22 protein-coding genes are annotated in these 20,781 nt (G+C 40.9%); 8 read left to right on the forward strand and 14 right to left on the reverse strand.

What is annotated here, in order from left to right; translation table 11 throughout:
- Window positions 1-83: 83 nt before the first annotated feature.
- Both V1499_RS19545 and V1499_RS19550 read right to left on the reverse strand, forming a co-directional pair.
- Entirely contained in the window at window positions 84-1,001 is a 918-nt protein-coding gene (locus V1499_RS19545) for a pseudouridine-5'-phosphate glycosidase (protein ID WP_409271820.1), read from the reverse strand.
- Window positions 985-2,109, reverse strand: coding sequence for a carbohydrate kinase (locus V1499_RS19550; protein WP_409271822.1), 1,125 nt, complete (start codon window positions 2,107-2,109; stop codon window positions 985-987). Before V1499_RS19550 ends, V1499_RS19545 begins: the two co-directional genes overlap by 17 nt.
- A gap of 506 nt (window positions 2,110-2,615) precedes the next feature.
- Here V1499_RS19550 and V1499_RS19555 point away from each other — a divergent pair.
- A complete protein-coding gene (locus V1499_RS19555; RefSeq protein ID WP_409271824.1) occupies window positions 2,616-3,710 on the forward strand; it encodes a carbohydrate kinase in 1,095 nt (364 codons plus the stop codon).
- Between the two features lie 143 nt (window positions 3,711-3,853).
- Here V1499_RS19555 and V1499_RS19560 read toward each other — a convergent pair whose 3' ends face one another.
- The 8 genes from V1499_RS19560 to V1499_RS19595 all read right to left on the reverse strand — a co-directional run bounded on the left by V1499_RS19560 (window position 3,854) and on the right by V1499_RS19595 (window position 9,312).
- Window positions 3,854-4,372 (reverse strand): hypothetical protein, encoded by a 519-nt coding sequence (locus V1499_RS19560; RefSeq protein ID WP_409271826.1) that lies wholly within the window; start codon window positions 4,370-4,372, stop codon window positions 3,854-3,856.
- Between the two features lie 553 nt (window positions 4,373-4,925).
- A complete protein-coding gene (locus V1499_RS19565; RefSeq protein WP_409271828.1) occupies window positions 4,926-5,909 on the reverse strand; it encodes an NAD(P)-dependent alcohol dehydrogenase in 984 nt (327 codons plus the stop codon).
- A gap of 328 nt (window positions 5,910-6,237) precedes the next feature.
- Window positions 6,238-6,849 (reverse strand): nuclear transport factor 2 family protein, encoded by a 612-nt coding sequence (locus tag V1499_RS19570; protein ID WP_409271830.1) that lies wholly within the window; start codon window positions 6,847-6,849, stop codon window positions 6,238-6,240.
- Window positions 6,821-7,360, reverse strand: coding sequence for an RNA polymerase sigma factor (locus V1499_RS19575; RefSeq protein WP_409271832.1), 540 nt, complete (start codon window positions 7,358-7,360; stop codon window positions 6,821-6,823). Before V1499_RS19575 ends, V1499_RS19570 begins: the two co-directional genes overlap by 29 nt.
- 224 nt (window positions 7,361-7,584) lie before the next feature.
- The gene (locus V1499_RS19580; protein WP_409271833.1) at window positions 7,585-7,950 is read right to left on the reverse strand and encodes a hypothetical protein; all 366 of its coding nucleotides are present in this window, start codon (window positions 7,948-7,950) and stop codon (window positions 7,585-7,587) included.
- Window positions 7,947-8,162 carry a hypothetical protein gene (locus tag V1499_RS19585; protein WP_409271835.1) on the reverse strand — a complete coding sequence of 72 codons (216 nt, stop codon included), beginning with the start codon at window positions 8,160-8,162 and terminating at the stop codon, window positions 7,947-7,949. The genes V1499_RS19580 and V1499_RS19585 overlap by 4 nt, the downstream gene beginning before the upstream one ends.
- Window positions 8,163-8,365: 203 nt before the next feature.
- A complete protein-coding gene (locus tag V1499_RS19590; RefSeq protein WP_409271836.1) occupies window positions 8,366-8,749 on the reverse strand; it encodes a hypothetical protein in 384 nt (127 codons plus the stop codon).
- Between the two features lie 146 nt (window positions 8,750-8,895).
- The gene (locus V1499_RS19595; RefSeq protein ID WP_409271837.1) at window positions 8,896-9,312 is read right to left on the reverse strand and encodes a hypothetical protein; all 417 of its coding nucleotides are present in this window, start codon (window positions 9,310-9,312) and stop codon (window positions 8,896-8,898) included.
- A 165-nt stretch (window positions 9,313-9,477) separates the two neighbouring features.
- On the opposite strand from V1499_RS19595, the gene V1499_RS19600 reads away from it, so the two are divergent.
- A complete protein-coding gene (locus V1499_RS19600) occupies window positions 9,478-9,888 on the forward strand; it encodes a GNAT family N-acetyltransferase (RefSeq protein ID WP_409271839.1) in 411 nt (136 codons plus the stop codon).
- A 73-nt stretch (window positions 9,889-9,961) separates the two neighbouring features.
- Here V1499_RS19600 and V1499_RS19605 read toward each other — a convergent pair whose 3' ends face one another.
- From V1499_RS19605 to V1499_RS19620, 4 genes are all read right to left on the reverse strand, one after another.
- Window positions 9,962-10,171: a hypothetical protein gene (locus V1499_RS19605; protein ID WP_409271841.1), complete on the reverse strand. Its 210-nt coding sequence runs from the start codon at window positions 10,169-10,171 to the stop codon at window positions 9,962-9,964.
- A 33-nt stretch (window positions 10,172-10,204) separates the two neighbouring features.
- The gene (locus V1499_RS19610) at window positions 10,205-10,582 is read right to left on the reverse strand and encodes an SET domain-containing protein (protein WP_409271842.1); all 378 of its coding nucleotides are present in this window, start codon (window positions 10,580-10,582) and stop codon (window positions 10,205-10,207) included.
- A gap of 315 nt (window positions 10,583-10,897) precedes the next feature.
- Window positions 10,898-12,130 carry an RtcB family protein gene (locus V1499_RS19615; protein ID WP_409271844.1) on the reverse strand — a complete coding sequence of 411 codons (1,233 nt, stop codon included), beginning with the start codon at window positions 12,128-12,130 and terminating at the stop codon, window positions 10,898-10,900.
- 88 nt (window positions 12,131-12,218) lie between these two features.
- Window positions 12,219-12,836, reverse strand: coding sequence for an NUDIX hydrolase (locus tag V1499_RS19620; RefSeq protein WP_409271846.1), 618 nt, complete (start codon window positions 12,834-12,836; stop codon window positions 12,219-12,221).
- A gap of 475 nt (window positions 12,837-13,311) precedes the next feature.
- On the opposite strand from V1499_RS19620, the gene V1499_RS19625 reads away from it, so the two are divergent.
- The 6 genes from V1499_RS19625 (at window position 13,312) to V1499_RS19650 (ending at window position 20,744) form a co-directional block, all read left to right on the forward strand.
- Entirely contained in the window at window positions 13,312-14,058 is a 747-nt protein-coding gene (locus V1499_RS19625; RefSeq protein WP_409271848.1) for a class I SAM-dependent methyltransferase, read from the forward strand.
- A 430-nt stretch (window positions 14,059-14,488) separates the two neighbouring features.
- Window positions 14,489-15,208: a GntR family transcriptional regulator gene (locus V1499_RS19630; RefSeq protein ID WP_409271850.1), complete on the forward strand. Its 720-nt coding sequence runs from the start codon at window positions 14,489-14,491 to the stop codon at window positions 15,206-15,208.
- A complete protein-coding gene (gntK, locus tag V1499_RS19635; protein WP_409271852.1) occupies window positions 15,201-16,739 on the forward strand; it encodes a gluconokinase in 1,539 nt (512 codons plus the stop codon). Before V1499_RS19630 ends, gntK begins: the two co-directional genes overlap by 8 nt.
- 19 nt (window positions 16,740-16,758) lie before the next feature.
- A complete protein-coding gene (locus V1499_RS19640; RefSeq protein WP_409271854.1) occupies window positions 16,759-18,105 on the forward strand; it encodes a GntP family permease in 1,347 nt (448 codons plus the stop codon).
- 114 nt (window positions 18,106-18,219) lie between these two features.
- Window positions 18,220-19,626 carry a decarboxylating NADP(+)-dependent phosphogluconate dehydrogenase gene (gnd, locus tag V1499_RS19645; protein WP_409271856.1) on the forward strand — a complete coding sequence of 469 codons (1,407 nt, stop codon included), beginning with the start codon at window positions 18,220-18,222 and terminating at the stop codon, window positions 19,624-19,626.
- Window positions 19,627-19,832: 206 nt separating this feature from the next.
- The gene (locus tag V1499_RS19650) at window positions 19,833-20,744 is read left to right on the forward strand and encodes an EamA family transporter (protein WP_409271858.1); all 912 of its coding nucleotides are present in this window, start codon (window positions 19,833-19,835) and stop codon (window positions 20,742-20,744) included.
- Window positions 20,745-20,781 lie beyond the last annotated feature (37 nt).

The following is a 20,781-nucleotide window of genomic DNA, read 5'->3' on the forward strand; positions in this document are numbered from 1 at the left end:
GTTTTCAGGACCCTTTTTAATAAAACAACTTCTATAAAGCGGATTACCCCACTTTATAGAAGTTGTAGGTTATAAAAATTTAATTACTTTGTTTTGTTGTTGAAGCTAACTGCGAGTTGGGAACCAACTTTCGCGTTGTGTTTTACTAATTCGATATTGGCGACAAGGCTCTTGCCTTCAGTCATTTCTTTGATTTTTCCAAGCAAGAATGGCGTGGTGTCTTTACCGGAAATGCCTTTTTCTTCTGCTTCTTTAACCGCATCAGCAATAATGCCATTGATGTAATCTTCATCCATCGCATGCTCTTCTGGGATTGGGTTGGCGATTACCGCTCCGCCTTTAAGGTTCAATTCCCATTTCGTTTTCAATGTTTCAGCGATTACATCAATTGAATCAGTGGAGAAGTTTAATTTATATTCACTGCTTCTTGTGTAGAATGCAGGAAGAACTTCAGTTTCATACCCGATGACAGGAACCCCTTTTGTTTCGAGGTACTCAAGCGTAAGAGCAAGGTCAAGGATTGATTTCGCACCCGCGCAAACGACCGCTACATTTGTTTGTGCCAATTCATCAAGGTCGGCAGAGATGTCCATAGTTGTTTCCGCGCCTCTGTGAACGCCGCCGATACCGCCTGTTACGAAGATGCTGATGTCAGCCATTTCAGCACAGATCATTGTTGTGGCAACAGTAGTCGCACCAAGTTTTTTCGTTGCAACAATTGCAGCCAGGTCACGGCGTGATACTTTCGCAACGTCTTTGCTTTTACCAAATAGCTCTAACTCTTCATCAGTTAGGCCAATTTTAATTTTTCCATCAATAATCGCGATTGTTGCCGGAACAGCGCCGTTGTCGCGAACGATTTGTTCAACTTCACGGGCCATTTGGACGTTTTGTGGGTAAGGCATACCGTGGGAAATGATTGTGGATTCAAGTGCTACGATCGCTTTGCCTTCCTCTTTCGCTTTTTGTACCTCTGCAGATAGTTCAATATACTGTTTCATTCTGAAATTCCTCCATATCCAATTTGAATTGTTGTTGGGATAGCTCTTGTCTCACTGTATATTTAGACATAATGGTTTTGTGCGCATTGACTAAACCGGATTTAATAATGTAGTCAAGGTCTTTCTTTTGTAACCAGGAATAAACAACTCCTGAACAAAATGAATCTCCCGCGCCTGTTACATCAACGACCGTTGGGGTTTTAATCGCCGGGTAATAACGTATTTCGCCGTTTTCGAATCCCGCCATAACACCTTTTGAACCATTCGTGATGATGACATTTTTCACGCCTAATTTGAGCCACTTCTTAACTGCTTCTTTCCAGTCATGCTCATCATTGATTTTGATGTCCATGTAGGTTTCCGTTTCATCCCTATTTACAATGAGCCAAGTTAAAGCATTCAGGTTCTTAGGAAGCCTGTTCATTTTAGGTCCTGAAACTGGGATAACGACTAATGGAATGTGATATTTTGATGTAAAACCACTTAGAAAATCAATCGTTTCCCCTGGGCAATTCAAATCAACGACAATACATTTCGCTTTCCTAAGCAGGTTGCTGTTTTTTATTAACAACTCAGGTGTAATATTTTCATAAATATCCATATCTGCCAATGCGACTGTTAAGTCACCATTTTTGTCTAAAACGGCAGTATAGGAACCTGTTGACGAATTTTCAAATGGGGTGACATGCTCCAAATTCATAAAGGGCGATGACAATTCATAAATCATGTCCCATTCTGAATCATTGCCCCTGGCTGATAGTAAAAGTACTTCCTCGCCTAATCTACCCAGGTTTTCAGCAATATTCCTCGCTACCCCTCCTACCGAGGTAGAAGATTTCACTGGATTGGACGTCTCATTCGTAATTTCCTCTTTTGCATAAAACTTACGGTCAACGTTAGCCCCGCCAATGCAAATGATTGGAGATGTTTCATTTAATACAAACGCTTTGCCCAAAACATAGTCTTTCTTAATTAGTTCAGAAATACTGCTCGCTATGGAGGCCATTGGGAGTCCCATTAATTCCGACAGTTCCTCCTGAGAAATAAACGGGTTTGCCCGAACCATTTCCAAAACCAATTTTTCGTTTCTGGTAAGATCATTCGTCACTCCTACAACCTCCCTTCGTGACAAAAGTTTGTTAAATAAACATAAGTTTAGTATACGTTTTCATTATAGAATGTCAACTATATTACCCAAAAAAAATAATCCCATAATTCCCCACCGTCTATGGACAGGCGGTAAAAGCTTTGTATTACGGGATTTATTCGCCTTTCTTCAACTCTAAAATGAAAATGAACAGATACATATTCATTATTTAACTCGCTCCAATCATTTATTCAGCAATAATTTGCATGATGATTTAATGAAGAAATAAGACACAAGTTGGCTATTTGACTACCGTTTGTCTGTCCGATTTCGATAGCGTATAATTTATTTCCAATAGAATGCAAATCTGAATAGGGTGGCACCACAGTGTACTGAATGGGTTGTTTTTTTAAAAACAGTCTTTTGTATGCCAAACAGCACACATTTTGTTAATCGTTGTAAAATTAAGCGTTTACAAACTTCTGTTTATAGAATAAGCTGTTGTTTAAAGGGGAGGGAAAACTTCCATGGATAAAGAGAAACAAATCTTGGATTTGATAAGAATGAATCCTTTCATTTCCCAGCAGGAATTGTCAAGCATTGTTGGCTTGTCACGGCCTGCCGTTGCGAATTATATAAGCAGCCTGACGAGACGCGGCGAGATTAAAGGGCGAGGCTATATCCTGAAGGAAGAATCATCGATTATTTGCATCGGAGGGGCTAACACGGACCGGAAAGCACGAACGGAAAAGAAAGTGCGCTTGTATTCTTCCAATCCGGTGAAAATAACGGAATCTGTTGGCGGAGTAGCGCGTAACTTCTCGGAAAATTTAAGCCGGCTCGGCGTGAGCGCTTCTCTAATGACTTGTCTGGGGGATGACAAGGAAGGGAATTGGATCCTGAAAGAAACGAAGGGCCAGGGAGTTGATGTCAGCCAAGTATGGGTTTTGCCTACAGAACGGACAGGGACTTTTACGACTTTATTGGATATTGATGGGGAAAGCATTGTTTCCATGGCCGATATGAATATATACGAAAAATTGACCATCTCCATGTTCGAGGAAAAATGGTCGCATATCGCTGCCTCCCAAGCTGTTTATTTGGATACGAACATTCCCAGCGATTGTATAAATTACTTGATTACACGCTGCAAAGATGAAAATATTCCTCTTTACATTGACCCTGTGTCCACGGCCAAGGCGCAAAAACTTCCATCTCGCTTGGACGGGGTCGAACTATTGCTCCCAAACCGTGAGGAAGCGGAAATCCTTGCGGGAATCAAGATTGACTCAATTAATGAATGTCAAACAGCTTGTGAAAAAATTAGGCAGCGCGGTGTTGAAAAAGTGATTATCACGCTGGGGGACCAAGGGGGATATTACTGCTCAGCCGAGGAATCCGGGCATTTGCCAGCTTTCCAAAGGGAGGTTGTTGATGTCACTGGAGCGGGTGAAGCCTTTGGTTCATGCACAATATACGGACTCATGAATGGTAAATCGTTAATGAATGCTTGCCAACTGGGCCTTGCCGGCGCCGCCCTCACGCTTCAAACAGAAAAATCAATTTCACCATTTTTAAAACCAGAAAAAATCCATGAACTCGTGGAGGAGTTTTTTGGATGAAATCATATTTGAATTTTCTTCGAAGAATTATTTTCCTTTTGCTGAAAGAGCATCTACCTCACTCCAAAGTAGATGCTCTTTCTTATAGAATTTCTTTGACTTCAAATTTGATCACTGTAATTCATTAGATGATATTCTTTCCTCTAATTCTCTATTACCCCATCTGCCTCAGCATTTCCATATAGGATTGCAACTGACAGTAACTGGTGAAATGGAATAGTACTATGTTTGTGTTTAATGTAATATAATTCGTCAATTAAATCCTTATAATACCCGATATCTTGCTTGAGCACTGGCTTTTCTTTTTTAAGTCCAGTTAGTATATCGGATAGTAATTTTTCTCGTTCATCATAGTCAAGGGATATCCATTGATCTCTAAACATCTCTGCTTTTGTCTGGCTTAGAATCTTAGCAGATAGAGCCGAATCCAACCTAAATAAATTCACGGAATAATCAACGCTTCCACTTTTGTTGGTGTAGATAAGAAAATCTTCATTTATTTTATCGATTTCGACTTCAATGTCGCCAAATTCATCATTGTATTCATTATATACAGAGTTAAAAATCTTTAAGCCATTGGAATCGTATTCCATAAACTCATGAAAAATTGAGTAGCTTGAGATTTTAACATCTTCATAAACAGAAGCAGAAATTCTCTCCAACGTACCATCTTCTCTATAATTCCACAGATCACTAAATTTTTTAATACGAACATCAAGCCATTGTCCCCGAATAAACTCCTCATTTATTGGTATGTAGCTTTCTGGTGATATTCCTTCTGTTTCCCCTTGAGGTACATTTTCATCTTCTTCTGGATAAGAGTTATTTTCTATTGAGTCTTCCCCATCATTTATATCTACTGATTTTTGTACCGTTTTTGGAATGATTTCTTTTGTTAGTTTCTTCAGAACATCCAGTTAATGTGACTCCAATAGCAATTATCACCAATCTTAAAATTTTCATGATGTTCAAATGTCCCCCAGTATGTATTTTCTTTACGTATATTACCATAATTTTTCTATACTGGAAATACAGTTTAATTCAGAATTGGGTATTCAATATCTTTTATATATTTATTTTTTAAAGAGCATTTCTAATAATTTCTTTAAGAGTCTTTCATAGGCTTTAAATAATTTATCGATAATGTCCAACGCTCCTTAACAAAAATTCTTATTGTACAACGTTAGTTAGACTATTATAGGCACTGCCATTGTATTAATTTTCTTGATTATTTTTAACACAGACAACCACCTTCCCCTTTGCATGTCCTTCCCCAAGGTAACGAATTGCTTCTTCCGCTTCCCTTAAAGTAAATAGCCTATCTATAATCGGGACCACCTTGCCTGCAAGGAAAAGCTCTTTTAAAAAGTCCTGGTCCTTTTTGTTCGGCCTATGAACCAGTATGCCGAACTTTTTCCCTTCACTTTTCGCAATTACTGGCCCTAGGAGCACTAGTTGTAAAATAAGCGAAAGCGATCCTCCGACCATCACATATGTACCATTTGGATTTAATGCTTGCTTGTATGAAAAAATTGACCGCGTTCCTACTACATCCAGGATCAGGTCGTACAACTGCCCGTTCTTAGTGAAGTCCTCTTGAGTGAAATCAATAACATGGTCTGCCCCAAGAGACTTAAGCATTGCCAATTTCTTCGCACTATCCACACAAGTGACTTCCGCTTCGTATAATTTGGCAATTTGCAGCGCGAACGTCCCGACTCCCCCGCCAGCCCCATTGATTAAAATCTTTTGCCCTGCTTGAATCCCGCCTTTATCCCGAATCCCCTGCAAAGCAAGGACTCCCGCTTGAGGCATTGCCGCCGCTTCCTCGAAACTCATACTAGCTGGTTTCAACGTCAACGCATCTTCCCGAACACATACATATTCCGCAAATCCACCCCAGCCACACCATGAAATATCCCCGAATAGCTCATCACCGATATGAAGATTGTTCACATCACTTCCAACTGCTTCTACAGTCCCTGCTATATCCGCGCCGAGTATCTTATATTTTGGTTTTAGCAGTCCCCCAAGGCGCGCCAGAAATGGTTTTCCTCTCAAGAGATCCCAATCCCACGAATTTACGGAAACCGCATGAACTTTTACCAAAACTTCATTGCTCTTTGGAGCAGGTATCTCGACTTCTGATAAATTTAGAATCCCTGTTGTTCCGTATTTAGTGTAGACCATTGCCTTCATAAAGAGTTCTCCTTTTAATTTGCGTATCGGCAGGATGCATTTTTGTTAAAAATAACGGTGTGAGTGAATGGTAGTCCTACCAACCAGTTTCCCAAAAGATTTTTCTGGACCTTTCGAACTGGTATTAGTTGATTTTGTCATTTATTAGACGCTAAAGTGGTTGAAAAGATTCAACCATACCTTCTTTTAAAAGAAAAATGTTTTGTACATACTCGCTCGGACAATTTCCTTTTCAGGAGTTTGGACAACTTCGCATTTTAAGGGAGAAAGCTTTAATGGTCCCCATGGATTTGCGCAACTATTTTACTCATTCATTTACTTCACCCAATTAATTAATCCTATTCACACTAACAACCTCATCTATTTTCCATTCACCGTCTTCTTTGATTACTTTAAAGGTGGTTACTTCAGTATATGCGGCTCCGCGAGTAGAAATGGGAACATAGACAGTTGCCGAAACGATAGTGCCCTCTTCGGTTTCTGTATTTAATTCCTGAATCTTTTTCACTTCCACGGTTGGAAAATTTGCACCTTTCCAACTTTTAATAAACTCTTCCCTTGTCATACCTGTTTGTTTCTCTTGAGTTTCCATTAACCTTTTACTTTGCAGGTCATAATAGGCATCATAATCCCTATTGTTATAAGCTTCATAATGTTTTTCGACCGCCTGTATAGCTGTCATGGCTTTTCCTGAATTGATTAAAACACCGCTTAAAAGTCCTGGCATGACTAATATGATGAATAACAAGGCCGCTCCTGATGCAGCTATCATGAATTTCCACGGAATTAAGGGGTTCTTCTGTTTCCGAAGCCCATCTCCCATCCTTGCATTCACTTGCTCAAAAACATGATTTTGTTCCACTTTGGTTAGGCTAATCTTTTTATTCATAGACTTAAATTCCCGATCGAACTCATTCACTTCTCCGGAATACTGTTTCATTGGTATATCCCTCCTTTTCCAGCTCTATTTTCAGTTCTTTCATCGCTCTAAACAAAGTAACCTTTACCTTATTTTCCTTCCAACCCAGGATTTGAGCAGACTCGCTTATGGAAAACTCTTTTATTTTCCTTAAAATAATGACATCCCTATAATCACGCTTTAGCTTACTCATTGAAACATATAATTGCCTTTCCGTTTCATTTAACATGGCAATTTGTTCAGGTCCTGGATCGTTTGATGTTACCAAGGGAAAATAGTCTAAAAAGTATCTAATTGGTTTTTTCCTTCTTAGATGGTCAATTGATAAATTCCGTGCTATCCGAAAAAGCCAGCTCTTAGCATTTCTCCCGTCAAAAGAATTAAAGTTGTTAAATGCGCGGATAAAAGTGTCTTGAAGAATATCCTTTGCCTGTTCCCGTTCACCTACAATAAAAAAAACATAGTTGAAAATATCATTACTGTAATCAAAATACCAATTGTGTATTTTATCCCTAATTATCTCCCGTTCCAACTGCTCATCTCCTTCCTGCATTCCAGTTGATACCATAACAACGGTTGGATTATGTAAAAAGTTACAATAGTTGATATTTTTCTACACAAAAAAAGCACTTCAAGTGCTTAAGAATTTTATCCTCCCCTTTCTAACTATTAGGAGGGACCGAACTCATTTATCTATAATCTTAGAAACCAGCCATCTTGTTCATTTCCTTCAGTTTTCAATCCGATGCTGCCTTTTTAATCCGTTGCCAATTTATACGCGCTAACCCGATTATCTATATCAAAATAGATGACCAGCCAAGCGTCATCCATACTGAAAAAGCCAGGCTCCGCTCCTAAATTATACGCCAGCGCATTGTCGCTCCTGTTTCCTATTGGGCCCAAATCTGTTGGTTCACCATCCGGACCCAACAACTCAACTATTTCCTGTTTTGACATTCCGACCAGTTGATAGGAAGTTAGCAAATCATCAACGATTTTTCCACGTTCGATTGGTTGAGCTATCCATTTTTCGGTTGAAAAATCATTCTGTTTTTCAAACAACAAATATATTCCACCAAGGGCAACAATGCTAATTGAAAGGTAAAAAACAAACCTTTTCATTCTCCCAACAGTCCCCCAGCCATAGCAATCCCAAAAATAATGAGAAGCAGCCCCAGCAAAATGGCTCCGCCCATTATTGAGAACACGAAATCAATCAGAAATGAAAAAGTGCCCATCGCTTTGTTTTCCAATGACTTTGCTTCGTGAACAAAATAGAAAATCACTGCTACTATAAGGAGTAATCCTAGCAATGATACTAACAGCCAAACCATCCGCCGCGCTCCATTCGTTTGTTAATCCAAAATGGTTGTAAATTAAGGTGAGTATACCATTAAAACCCACCCTGAAAACACACATCAAATAATGGAAAAACTCTCCCTAACATCGGAAGAGTTTTTCAAAATCCGCTTTCATCATCTTTGAATAAACCAGAAACCGGCTGGTATGCCCTTCGCAAAACTCCGAAGACAAATCGTTAATCCACTTTTATAAATCCAATAGGTTTTCCCCAAGGATTCATGACGCTAACTTTTTTAACTGGCCTAGAACCGGGTTCAGAGGAGTTTGTGATTTTATAAGTTATGTCCACTCCCACATTATCGGATTTTCTAATCGATACAATTTCAATCCCCTGCCCTGCCTGGCCAACAATAAATGCTTCGGTCTTTATGCCTCTTTTTTCTATCCCAGTAAAGGGGGTTTCACTTGAAGGGAAATTTGCCACTAGGCTGTTTATTTCATTTTCCGAAAGCGATATTTCCTGATAAGATACATCCTTTTTTAAAAATAACACAAAAAATACGATTGCTACCAAGCCTAAGAAACCTATTGCGAAAGCCCTTTTCTTCACCTTCTTCACTCCCTTTTCATCCAAACACATCTTGTTTAGGAATTAGACGTTTATAAGGTTCACAAGGATTCACATCATTCCATTTTCACCGGCATGGTTTATGCGACGAAAATGATTCAATGAAGAACGTCTAAAGGGAAAAACGCAAAAAAGGCCTATTGTATAAAGTTTAACAACTCCAATAATTTGGCTGTATCACCTTTAAAGTTAAAGGCTAATGCCCTGCCTTTATCATCAAAAAACATAAGATGTGGATTTTCATAAGCGGGAAAAATAATGATGACTTCATCCACAGGTCCAGTAAACAATTGGGTTTTCACTTTCACACTCGGTTCCAAAGGGACCCTAATTATAAAGCCTTCTCTCGGAACTGGATTTAATTTAGGATAAGCTCCGGTTATACCAGCAAGGAATTTTCCAACTTCTTCATGTACCTTGGGGTTTGGCTGCGCCGTCATAACGACTTTGCCCTTGGCGATATCGAATAGTTCAATTTGCCGGTTCGTTTGAGCTGCAGTATGTATTGATAGAAAACCCGTTATTAAAATGAAAACGACTATCTTTTTAATCATCCTTACCACCTCCAGAGTAGTATCCCCGTTGGCGGTTAAAATTTCGCCTGAATTTTAATGTCTGATACCGTTGATTTAGAATAAAATGCCCGCAGAACGTATGAAACATTTGGTACCCACCTACGTCTATTTGAAGTGGAAAAATAAGTACCGTGGGGGTTCTATATGGAAATTATCTATACTGAATCACTTCCTTCTAAAGGAGAATTTTTCGAAACGACCGGCTGGAATAAAGCTTTTAATTATTCTGATGAGGTTTTACATAAAGCCATATCAAATAGTTGGTATAGCGTATCCGCGAGATTGGACAATCGTTTAATTGGATTTGGAAGAATCGTTTCCGACGGCTTTTACCAAACCTTTATTTGTGATTTAATCGTCCATCCTGATTTCCAGGGACAAGGAATCGGAAAGAAAATTATGCAACTGTTAATGGACCATTGCAAGAAAGCAAATGTAAAATTTATTCAATTATCCTGCGCTAAAGGTAAAGTAGGATTTTATGAAAAGTTCGGTTTTCATGTACGTCCTTCCGATGCTCCCGGTATGCATATTCTTGTAAAAAACAGCGATTAACAGGTATTTCGAAAAAAATAGCGCCTATTTCTCTAAATAAAGAAATGGGCGCTATGTCTATTGGCAATACGTTTTAGCGTGATGCTTTCGGCGGCTGGCAGACGTCACATTTACGCTGGTGGTTATTTTTGAATTTCGTAAATGTTTTTTCAAAGTTGCTGCCACATGCACATTTAAATAGCAGTTTTTGTGAAAAACCGTGGTATTCCGTCGTCAGCAATTTACTTTCCGAATTCTTCTCAACAAATTCCTTGATCTTGTCAATCGTCCATCGTTTGTTCATTAACTAATTCCTCCGCAATACGTAAGCATCTTTTTAGTCTTTATTAAACCACAGTTCTTCTTTGTCATCTACGTCGCCGTTATAATTGATAAGAATTTCATCGCCTGCTTTTATGTCTGTATAAGCAAAGAAATCGAATGTGTGGTTATCAAAGTTAATCTCATATGTGGCATTCGGTTCATACGAATGGTTGAACAGCATCCCATACCCAAGCAGGATTGCGGTATGGTTTATACCATACTCAAAAGCGTAATCAGCAAGCAGGGTTTTCTCTATATGTTCATGCTGGTCGTTCGGATAAGCAATGACAGGAGCCTCGTGCAAAAGCTCCCCTTTTTTAATATCACGTGTCGCAAATACGCCTCTATTGAATTCTCCATTGCTAAGTGAAGATGTTTTTACTTCAATCATGCAGTTCTCCTTCTCACTTTTAAAATTTTCCTTCTCTACTGTACCATAGTTTGACCGTATTCCGGTCTTTATTAAACAAATTATGCCCAGTCCAGCAGCCGGTTTAAACAAAAATCCATTTTTTAAGGATTCAGTCGGCCTTACAAGCTAGTTTTCCAATCCGCTTTCAAATGCTTTGAATTTTTTCACAAATTGTTTGGACGTTTGGGAATCTGGATTCGAAAATTCATTAAACCTCCAGTAAATCAGCTCATTTGTTTATAAAGAAAGTGCGCCAATTCCTCGAGAATCAGCGCACAGCCTTGAGGAAGATAGTCATCTTTTCTTTTTGTATCTTCCTGGAGTATATTTTTCGCTTGCTTTAAAGTTATAGACAGGCTTTATGATTGTGGCTATTTCAACGGTTTCCTCGGCTTTTTCCAAAATTTCATCCATTGATTTGTAAGCCATTGGTGCTTCGTCCAACGTCTCCTCGGAAACGGATGTCGTCCAAATGCCTTTCATCGTTGTGTGGAAATCGTCCATGCTTAATGCTTTCCTTGCTTTTGAGCGGCTAAGGAGGCGGCCGGCCCCATGCGGCGCGGAGTAATTCCATTCTTCGTTGCCTTTTCCGACTGCAAGAATTGATCCGTCCCTCATGTTGATTGGAATGATGAGGCGTTCCCCTTTTTGGGCGGAAACGGCTCCTTTTCTTAGAATGAGGTTTTCTGTATTAATATAATTATGAACCGTATCGAATCTGTCCACCTCCTCAAACCCCAGATTATCAATAATAGTCCGCGCAATCTCTTCCCTGTTCGCTTTTGCATACGCCTGGGCCAGTTTCATGTCGTGGATGTAACCGTGAAAATCATCGCCTTCCAAATAAGCTAAGTCATTTGGAATGACAGGAGTTTTTTCTTTGTAGCTATGAATGACGCTCTGGATTTCCTTTTGGCGGCCTTCTGCTTTCAGTTTTTCAATAATCTCTGTTAAATCCCTGCTTTGCAGTTTAGAAATTGCGACCTTTTGATAATAGGTGGCGATTCTAGATCCGACATAGCGGCTCCCGGTATGGATGGTCAAATAATGATGTCCGTCAGAATCAGCGGAAACCTCGATGAAGTGATTACCCCCGCCAAGCGTTCCAAGGGAGTGCAAGCTTTTACTTTCGCTTAATATATGCTCTGCTTTAAATTCTTTTACAGGAGGAAAACCCGTCTTGATTTGCCCCACGGTTTCCTCAGTATGAACATCAATTCCACTAGGTACCTTGCTCCGAATGACCTGATCCAGTTTATTGAAGTCTAGTTTTTTATCCTGAAGCTTTACGGTAAGGACGCCGCAGCCAACATCAACCCCGACCAAGTTCGGGACAACCTTATCCTTCAATTGGATGGTGGTTCCAATCACACAGCCTTTTCCTGCATGATAGTCCGGCATAATGCTAATCTTCGCGTCCTTCAAGAAAGCCTGATTGCACAATTCCTCAATCTGTTCGAGCGCGGTATCCTGAGGATAATTGGAAAAAATCGTCGCCTCCGTGTGCGCGCCTTTAATCTTTATCACGAGTTCTCCCTCCCTTTTTTTAACAGTTTCTTATTAGGCTAACACGGAAGGCCCTTTCCAGCAATGGCTTTTGGTGCGACATTTTTTATTAATCAAACCAGACAGGTTCTTGTGGATTATGCAAGTGTTTAAATGCAAGTTGAATTTGGGATTCTGTATTTCTCTCTATTGAAAGAGGCGGCAGGCTATTTTCCGGAAAAAAACCGACTGCGCTTGTTTCAATCCCTTCCTTTGAATGCCCGCCAATGATTTTGCATTGGTAAAAAAGTTTATACGTATGGTAAGGTGATGGAGGATGCGGATGGCGCTTCTTATCTAAGACGCCGATTAGCTTTACCACTTTGACATCAAACCCTGATTCCTCTTTCACTTCCTTGACCGCTACTTCACTTGGAGTTAACCCTATATCAGCCCAGCCGCCAGGAAGCGACCAGCCTCCATCCATTTTTTCTTTGACCATTAAAATCTTATTTTCTTTAAAAACAACGGCCCGTATATCGACCTTTGGAGTTGCATAGCCTGTTTCATTGGCAAATAAGTCCGTAATTATTTGTGAGTCCAAACCAGTGTGTTGGGACATGATCTCAACACTTATTTTTCTTATCTCTTCAAACCTCTCCAAATCATAAACATCCTTGGAATACGTCAGCCCCGCCTGTGCAATCGATTGAAGCTGCTTCGCCCACTCTAGCCACTTAGGCTCCATCCATCAACACCGCCAATCTATTTAACTATAAATTTTATTTGGAATTGCCTTCCTAACCAAATGAAGACAGTTTAGACGACGAAAATCAGTTGAAACTGCCTTCATAACCACGATGAAGACACTTTCGACATGCAAAATCGTTTGTAACTGTCTTCATAGCCTCAATGAAGACACTTTTGACAAGTAAAGTCATTTAAAACTGTCTTCATAACCCCAATGAAGACACTTTCGACATGCAAAATCATTTGAAACTGTCTTCATAAACACGATAAATACGGTTCGGCGGGTAAAATCATAGATGCACTTTGAAAATAATTTTAACAGCCCCTATTATATCCTTTACTTTACCATATCCTTCCGCTCCTTTTCCTATTAACCCGAATCAATACCCAAACTTGTAAAAAATCCACATTTTCAGCAGGACATTCATTCCAAATAGAGAATATATGTTCTATCAACTATTGGAGGGCGAGCTATGGCTATGAATACGCTGATGGTAAATAAACAAAGTTGGGATGAGGTTGCCCATCGTTTTTACGGGAGAAATCCGCTGCCCGAATATGGTCCCTTGGCTCCCAGTGAGGAAGAACTTAACCTTTTCGGTGATGTGAGCGATTTGAAAATTTTGGAGATTGGCTGTGGCAGCGGGCATTCATTACACTACTTGGATTCGAAAAATACCCGCGAATTATGGGGATTGGATCTATCAAAAACACAGATAGGCGCAGCGAAGGAATTATTAAGAAGCGCCAAAACCCCTGTTAAATTATTTGAATCGCCAATGGAGGAAAATCCGGGCATTCCAATTGATTACTTCGATATCGTTTTTTCTATTTACGCTTTGGGGTGGACCGCCGACCTTAATAAAACATTAACAAATGTACGTTCCTATTTAAAGCAGGGCGGCGTTTTCATTTTTAGCTGGGAGCACCCACTGTACAATCGAGTTAAAAATGTTGACGGCACGGTGATGTTTACTAAATCCTATCATGAGGAAGGCCCGTATGATCATGAAGCCTGGGGCCACCCGGCCATTATGCAGCAATTCAGGCTTAGCACCTACATAAATACGTTAATTGAAAACGGATTTACGATTGAAAAAGTAGTAGAAGATGCCTGTTTATCGGAAAAGGACATCCAGCGGCACTCCAATAGCTGGTATTCTTATGAAAAAGCCCAATACCTTCCGACTACGCTAATCATTAAAGCCAGAAAATTATGATGACCATTTAATTTTCCACAAGGTGCGTTTATCTCTGGTAGATTAACGCACCTTTTTTGCCGTATGTAAGGATGCCTTTATGACGTTGCTCATTGTTAAGTTTCAAAAAACTGCAACCTTATATTGAAAACATAATCAATGCTAATGGTACATGGAATTTTAAATTATTTCCTTCTCTTCCCCCACTCTTAAATCGATTCATTTCCCAAACCAAATGCCCAGTTGCCTCTTCCACGGCTAAAACTACATAAAAATTTCGTCCGACAATTTGCTTCCATGAAAAGATGTCTACAAAGGTTTATTCCCCCACCAGTTGGGTAACATCCCATGTGAATTATAGATTTAAATGTAAAAACGTTTACATTCAGAAAAATTATATTATAATACTTGTATACAAGTATACTCGTTCAATTCATTAGGAGGAAAATGTATGGAGAACCTCTATCCGGAGAAATGGCTTTCCAAAGCATCGACAGGCGATCGGATTGCACATGAGCTTAGAATGCGGATTATATCTGGCATGATTGAAAGCGGCTCTACCTTATCAGAGAACAAATTGGCTGCAGATTTTGCTGTTAGCCGGTCACCCATCCGTGACGCTCTGAAAGTACTGGCTTCCGAGAATATTATTCAGCTAGAACGAATGGGTGCTGTCGTTCGCGGCTTAACGGAAAAGGAAATTGAAGAAATTTATGATGTTCGCCTGCTCATTGAAACGTTTGTTTTTGAACGGCTTGTAAGAATCGACGTTACTGAATTGGTCAAAGAACTGAGCAAAATTCAGGAAATGATGAAGGTTGCCATCAAATACCATGATCCGGATGAATTTTCCTATCAGGATGTTTTGTTCCATGAAACGATCATCCGAGCTGTTAATCATTCCTACATCCTAATGATCTGGAATAATATAAAGCCTGTTATGGAAAGCTTCATTCTCTTATCGATGCGCATGCGGTTCAAGGAAAAATATGATGATTTTGAACGAATCCTGGAAAATCACGAATTGTATATCGAAGCGATCAAAACGAAGGACCGAAGCTTGATGATTAAGTCCCTGCACCAAAATTTCGATGATGTCCAAGGCAAAGTTGAAGACCTGTGGAGGTCCCAGCAAATGCTTTCAGAAGGAGTGGAACAAGAAAATGACTAACTTTATGTTAGGAATCGATATTGGCACCACAAGTACAAAAGCTGTGTTATTCAGCGAAAAAGGCGAAGTTATCCAACAGGAGAATATTGGCTATCCGCTTTACACGCCTGATATTTCAACAGCGGAACAAGATCCTGAGGAGATATTCCAGGCTGTTTTGCAAGCGATTACCAATATTACGAAACGGCATTCCGAAAAAAAACTTCTGTTTCTCTCATTTAGCAGCGCCATGCATAGCGTCATTGCGATGGGTGCAAATGACGAGCCGCTGACCCCATGCATCACTTGGGCAGATAACCGCAGTGAAGCGTGGACGCATAAAATTAAAAATGAGCTGAATGGCCATGAAATCTATAAGCGGACAGGAACGCCGATGCACCCGATGTCGCCGTTATCCAAAATTGCCTGGATTGTGAATGAGCGCCCGGAAATCGCCGCCAAAACGAAAAAGTATATCGGGATTAAAGAATATGTTTTCAAAAAGTTCTTCGATCAATATGTTGTCGATCACTCCCTTGCTTCGGCCATGGGAATGATGAATTTAAAAACGCTTTATTGGGATGAAGAGGCATTAACTGTTGCTGGGATTACAAGAGAGCAATTATCCCAACTCGTACCGACAACCAAACTATTTACGAATTGCAACCGGGATTTAGCAAGCCAAATCGGCCTCGATCCACAAACTCCTTTTGTTATTGGCGCAAGTGATGGCGTGCTCTCGAATTTAGGTGTAAATGCAATCAGAAAAGGTGAAATTGCCATCACGATTGGGACAAGCGGTGCCATTCGGACGATTATCGACAAGCCGCAAACAGATGAAAAAGGCCGGATATTTTGTTACGCCTTAACAGAAAACCATTGGGTTATTGGCGGTCCGGTAAACAACGGCGGAATGGTTTTACGCTGGATACGTGATGAATTTGCTTCCGCGGAAGTGGAGACAGCAAAGAGATTAGGGATTGACCCGTATGAAGTTTTAACAAAAATCGCCTCAGGTGTGAGGCCCGGCGCTGACGGGCTGCTGTTTCACCCCTATTTGGCGGGTGAACGGGCGCCGATGTGGAATCCGGATGTACGCGGATCGTTTTTCGGCCTAACATTGTCACACAAAAAAGAACATATGGTTCGTGCCGCCCTCGAAGGCGTTATATACAATTTGTACACAGTATTTCTTGCTTTGACTGAATGCATGGATGGCCCTGTCACCCGAATTCAGGCAACCGGAGGCTTCGCAAGGTCAGAGGTCTGGCGGCAAATGATGTCAGATATCTTTGAGTCTGAAGTAGTCGTACCGGAAAGCTATGAAAGCTCGTGTCTTGGCGCCTGCATTTTAGGGTTGTATTCAATAGGAAAAATTGATTCCTTTGATATCGTTTCTGAAATGATTGGCAGCACGTACAAACATACGCCGAAAGGAGATGCCGTTAAAGAGTACAGGCAATTACTGCCTATTTTTATCGACCTATCAAGAGTATTAACAGAAGACTATTCGAGAATTGCAAAGTATCAAAGGGGATTAACAACAAGATAACGTTAAGGGGGATATTACAGTGCCATTAGTCATTGTAGCAATTGGAATTGTAGCATTACTACTATTAATCATGGGCTTAAGGTTAAATACCTTTATTTCGTTAATCATTGTTTCGTTCGGTGTTGCCCTCGCTCTTGGAATGCCGCTCGGTGAAATCGTCAAAACGATTGAAGCGGGACTTGGTGGAACACTCGGGCATTTGGCGTTAATATTTGGTCTTGGGGCAATGCTGGGCAAGCTGATCGCCGATGCGGGCGGTGCCCAGCGGATTGCCATGACACTCGTGAACAAGTTTGGTGAGAAAAACATTCAATGGGCCGTTGTTGCTGCTTCTTTCATCATCGGCGTCGCATTGTTCTTTGAAGTAGGTCTAGTACTATTAATTCCGATCGTTTTTGCCATCTCAAAACAATTAAGGGTTTCGATTCTGTATCTTGGTATTCCAATGACAGCTGCGTTATCCGTCACACACGGATTCCTTCCTCCCCACCCGGGACCGACCGTCATTGCCGGCGAGTTCGGAGCGGACATTGGTGAAGTATTGCTTTACGGGTTCATTATCGCGATTCCAACCGTCCTTATCGCAGGACCAATTTTTACAAAGCTTGCGAAAAAGCTTGTGCCGGCATCGTTTACGAAAACCGGTAACATCGCTTCCTTAGGTGAGCAAAAATCGTTTAAACTTGAAGAAACTCCTGGATTCGGCATCAGTGTTTTCACTGCCATCCTGCCTGTTATTTTAATGTCGATTGCGACGATTATTACATTGCTTCAAAAAACAATGGGATTTGAAGACAATGCCTTCCTGGCAGCCATCCGTTTTATCGGTGATGCCGGTACCGCGATGCTGATTTCCTTATTGGTTGCTGTCTACACGATGGGAATTGCAAGGAAGATTCCAATTAAAACCGTTATGGATTCTTGTACAACAGCGATTTCGCATATCGGCATGATGCTCCTGATTATCGGGGGCGGCGGAGCCTTCAAGCAAGTCTTGATCAATGGCGGCGTCGGTGATTACGTAGCGGAAATGTTCAAAGGAACTTCCATGTCGCCAATACTGCTAGCCTGGATTATTGCCGCAATCTTACGTATTTCACTGGGGTCTGCTACTGTAGCCGCTTTGACAACTGCCGGATTGGTTATTCCTATGCTTGGACAAACCGATGTGAATCTTGCTTTAGTCGTTCTAGCAACGGGTGCTGGTAGTTTGATAGCTTCCCACGTTAACGATGCTGGCTTCTGGATGTTTAAAGAGTATTTTGGGTTAAGCATGAAAGAAACGTTTGCGACTTGGACATTGCTTGAGACGATCATCTCCGTTGCCGGATTAGGTTTTGTTTTACTATTAAGCTTGATCGTGTAAATTTATAAACTTTATGTTTCTTTATCGGAAAATTGTCCATATGGGCAGTATATCCCCTCATCGTTTTGCGGGGATACACTGCCCCTTATCTGTTAAAAAAGGAGTCTTGCATAAATGTTGAACACAATTGGCGTCATTGGTTTAGGAGTAATGGGGAGCAATATCGCTTTGAACATGGCCAGTAAAGGAGAGCAAGTTGCTGTCTACAATTATACAAGGGATTTAACTGACCAACTCGTTCAAAAAAGCAGCGGGAAGTCCATCACCCCTTACTATGAAGTGCAGGATTTCGTTCTGTCCTTAAAAACCCCACGGAAAATCTTCCTCATGGTTACGGCCGGAAGCCCGATTGATTCGGTCATCCAATCATTAATCCCTTTTCTTGAACCTGGCGATGTGATTATGGACGGCGGCAACTCCCACTTTGAAGATACCGCGCGCAGATATGACGAGTTGAAGTCTAAAGGAATCGGTTATTTAGGAATTGGCATTTCCGGCGGGGAAGTCGGCGCTTTGACTGGGCCTTCGATTATGCCTGGTGGAGATAAGGACGTCTATGAAAAAGCAGCTCCCATTCTTACTAAAATCGCCGCCCAGGTAGACAATCAACCTTGCTGTACGTATATCGGCCCGAAAGGCGCGGGACATTTTGTTAAAATGGTCCACAATGGAATCGAGTATGCGGATATGCAGCTGATTGCGGAGGCCTATACATTTTTACGAAAAAGGATTGCACTGCCTGTCGATGAAATCGCCGACATTTTTGAATCGTGGAATGAAGGTGAGCTGAAAAGTTATTTGATCGAAATTACAGCTGAGATTCTTCGAAAAAAAGATGAACGGACAGGCTTGCCGCTAATCGATGTCATTCTCGATAAGGCTGGCCAAAAAGGAACAGGTAAATGGACGAGCCTTCAGGCAATCGATAACGGCATCCCGACTTCAATCATTACCGAATCATTGTTTGCCCGATACCTTTCTGCTTTAAAAGAGGAAAGAATGAATGCGGAAGAAATCTTGGCTGGTCCCGAAATGAATCAGGGGCATTTGGATAAAGAGGTGTGGATTAACTATGTGCGCCAAGCCTTATATATGGGAAAGGTATGTGCATATGCCCAAGGGTTTACGCAATATAAAATGACTTCCGAGCTATACGGCTGGGACTTACCATTAAAGGATATTGCCCTTATTTTCCGCGGCGGCTGCATCATTCGCGCCGAATTTTTAAACGTAATCGGCGAAATATATGGAGAGCAGCCAAACTTGGCAAACTTATTAATCGCCCCGTATTTCACCGAAAAAGTAAAAGACTATCAAACGGGATTGCGAAAAGTGGTCAGTGAGGGTATAAATTCCGGCATCTCGTTCCCATGTTTAAGCGCCTCCCTTACGTATTACGACAGTTACCGCACAGGTATGTCAAACGCAAACCTGATTCAGGCCCAACGGGACTACTTCGGAGCCCACACGTATGAACGAACTGATGCCGAAGGGTTCTTCCACACAAACTGGCAGAGCTAAAATAAAATGTATATAAGCTTGCTCTAATCTTCGTTCCAGTAAAGGTTGCATCCCCTTTACTGGGGCTTTTTTTGTCCAAAGATTATAGCCGATTCCTTAACCAATATCCCCTGTTACTGAACCTCTCTCAAAAATTTCTAGGAACAGCATATCCCCTATCGTGGTATAATAATTAATTGTTAGTTTTGTATGAAGGAGGATTTATTTTGAAAATAAATAAAGGCATTTTATTTATATTAATAGGCGCGAGTTGTTTTGGCTTTACACCAATATTTGCAAAACTGGGGTTTGGTTATGGCTACTCGCTGGGACAGATTAATATCGTCCAAATGACGATTTCCTTTCTTCTATTATGGTCAATTACCCTTATAAAACGTTCAAGTTTCAAAGGGCTGAATAAAAAAAATATTTTTCAGTTGATGATGACTGGTGGTTTCATGGGATTAACTAGCATTTTCTACTATGGGGCGATGCAGTATCTGCCTGCGTCATTGGCCATCATTTTAATGTTTCAATTCGTTTGGATCGGAATCATTCTCGAGTGGATTTTCAGCAAAATAAAGCCTGCGCCTGTAACCATCTTGTCGATCGTGTTGATTTTGGCCGGGGTCTTTTTCGCTTCCAATATCTTGAATGGAGAAATACAAGGGCTTCCTTTTAAAGGCTTCCTTTTTGGCATACTTTCGGCATTCACGTATGCCGGGTTTATTTTTTTCAGTGGGAAAATTGCCGTTAATGTAAATTCATGGACAAGGACATCCTTTATGGCAACTGGGGCTGCCCTCCTGGTATTTGTCGTATTTATGCGTGAAATTCCGACTGTAGTGCCATTGGAGGCGGACTTATTGACCGTAGCCGCTGGGGCTTCATTGTTTGGGTCTGTCATTCCGCCATTGTTTTTCGCAGTGGGCGTGCCATTGGTTCCAGGGGGCATTGCCAATATTCTTACATCCATCGAATTGCCAATCGCAATCGTATCTGCCAGCGTGATTTTATCAGAAGCGATAACACCGCTTCAGTGGCTGGGCACCGCCATTATATTGGCAGCCATCGTGTTAAATGAACTCGGCGGCAGTCTTTTAAAGTTCAGGAAGAATTTTAAAAGGGAGAGTTTTTAAACAAGGAAATCTGCTGCTTTCCCGATTTCATATCTAT

Origin of the sequence: Neobacillus oceani (assembly GCF_046237595.1) — a bacterium.
Lineage (GTDB): Bacteria > Bacillota > Bacilli > Bacillales > Cytobacillaceae > Bacillus_D > Bacillus_D oceani.

Bases quoted from the DNA above. Each gene is read 5' to 3' on its own strand.
- V1499_RS19545 (WP_409271820.1), bottom strand. From the start codon at position 1,001: ATGAAACAGTATATTGAACTATCTGCAGAGGTACAAAAAGCGAAAGAG.
- V1499_RS19555 (WP_409271824.1), top strand. From the start codon at position 2,616: ATGGATAAAGAGAAACAAATCTTGGATTTGATAAGAATGAATCCTTTC.
- V1499_RS19565 (WP_409271828.1), bottom strand. From the start codon at position 5,909: ATGAAGGCAATGGTCTACACTAAATACGGAACAACAGGGATTCTAAAT.
- V1499_RS19570 (WP_409271830.1), bottom strand. From the start codon at position 6,849: ATGAAACAGTATTCCGGAGAAGTGAATGAGTTCGATCGGGAATTTAAG.
- V1499_RS19580 (WP_409271833.1), bottom strand. From the start codon at position 7,950: ATGAAAAGGTTTGTTTTTTACCTTTCAATTAGCATTGTTGCCCTTGGT.
- V1499_RS19585 (WP_409271835.1), bottom strand. From the start codon at position 8,162: ATGGTTTGGCTGTTAGTATCATTGCTAGGATTACTCCTTATAGTAGCA.
- V1499_RS19595 (WP_409271837.1), bottom strand. From the start codon at position 9,312: ATGATTAAAAAGATAGTCGTTTTCATTTTAATAACGGGTTTTCTATCA.
- V1499_RS19600 (WP_409271839.1), top strand. From the start codon at position 9,478: ATGGAAATTATCTATACTGAATCACTTCCTTCTAAAGGAGAATTTTTC.
- V1499_RS19605 (WP_409271841.1), bottom strand. From the start codon at position 10,171: ATGAACAAACGATGGACGATTGACAAGATCAAGGAATTTGTTGAGAAG.
- V1499_RS19610 (WP_409271842.1), bottom strand. From the start codon at position 10,582: ATGATTGAAGTAAAAACATCTTCACTTAGCAATGGAGAATTCAATAGA.
- V1499_RS19620 (WP_409271846.1), bottom strand. From the start codon at position 12,836: ATGGAGCCTAAGTGGCTAGAGTGGGCGAAGCAGCTTCAATCGATTGCA.
- V1499_RS19625 (WP_409271848.1), top strand. From the start codon at position 13,312: ATGGCTATGAATACGCTGATGGTAAATAAACAAAGTTGGGATGAGGTT.
- V1499_RS19630 (WP_409271850.1), top strand. From the start codon at position 14,489: ATGGAGAACCTCTATCCGGAGAAATGGCTTTCCAAAGCATCGACAGGC.
- gntK (WP_409271852.1), top strand. From the start codon at position 15,201: ATGACTAACTTTATGTTAGGAATCGATATTGGCACCACAAGTACAAAA.
- gnd (WP_409271856.1), top strand. From the start codon at position 18,220: ATGTTGAACACAATTGGCGTCATTGGTTTAGGAGTAATGGGGAGCAAT.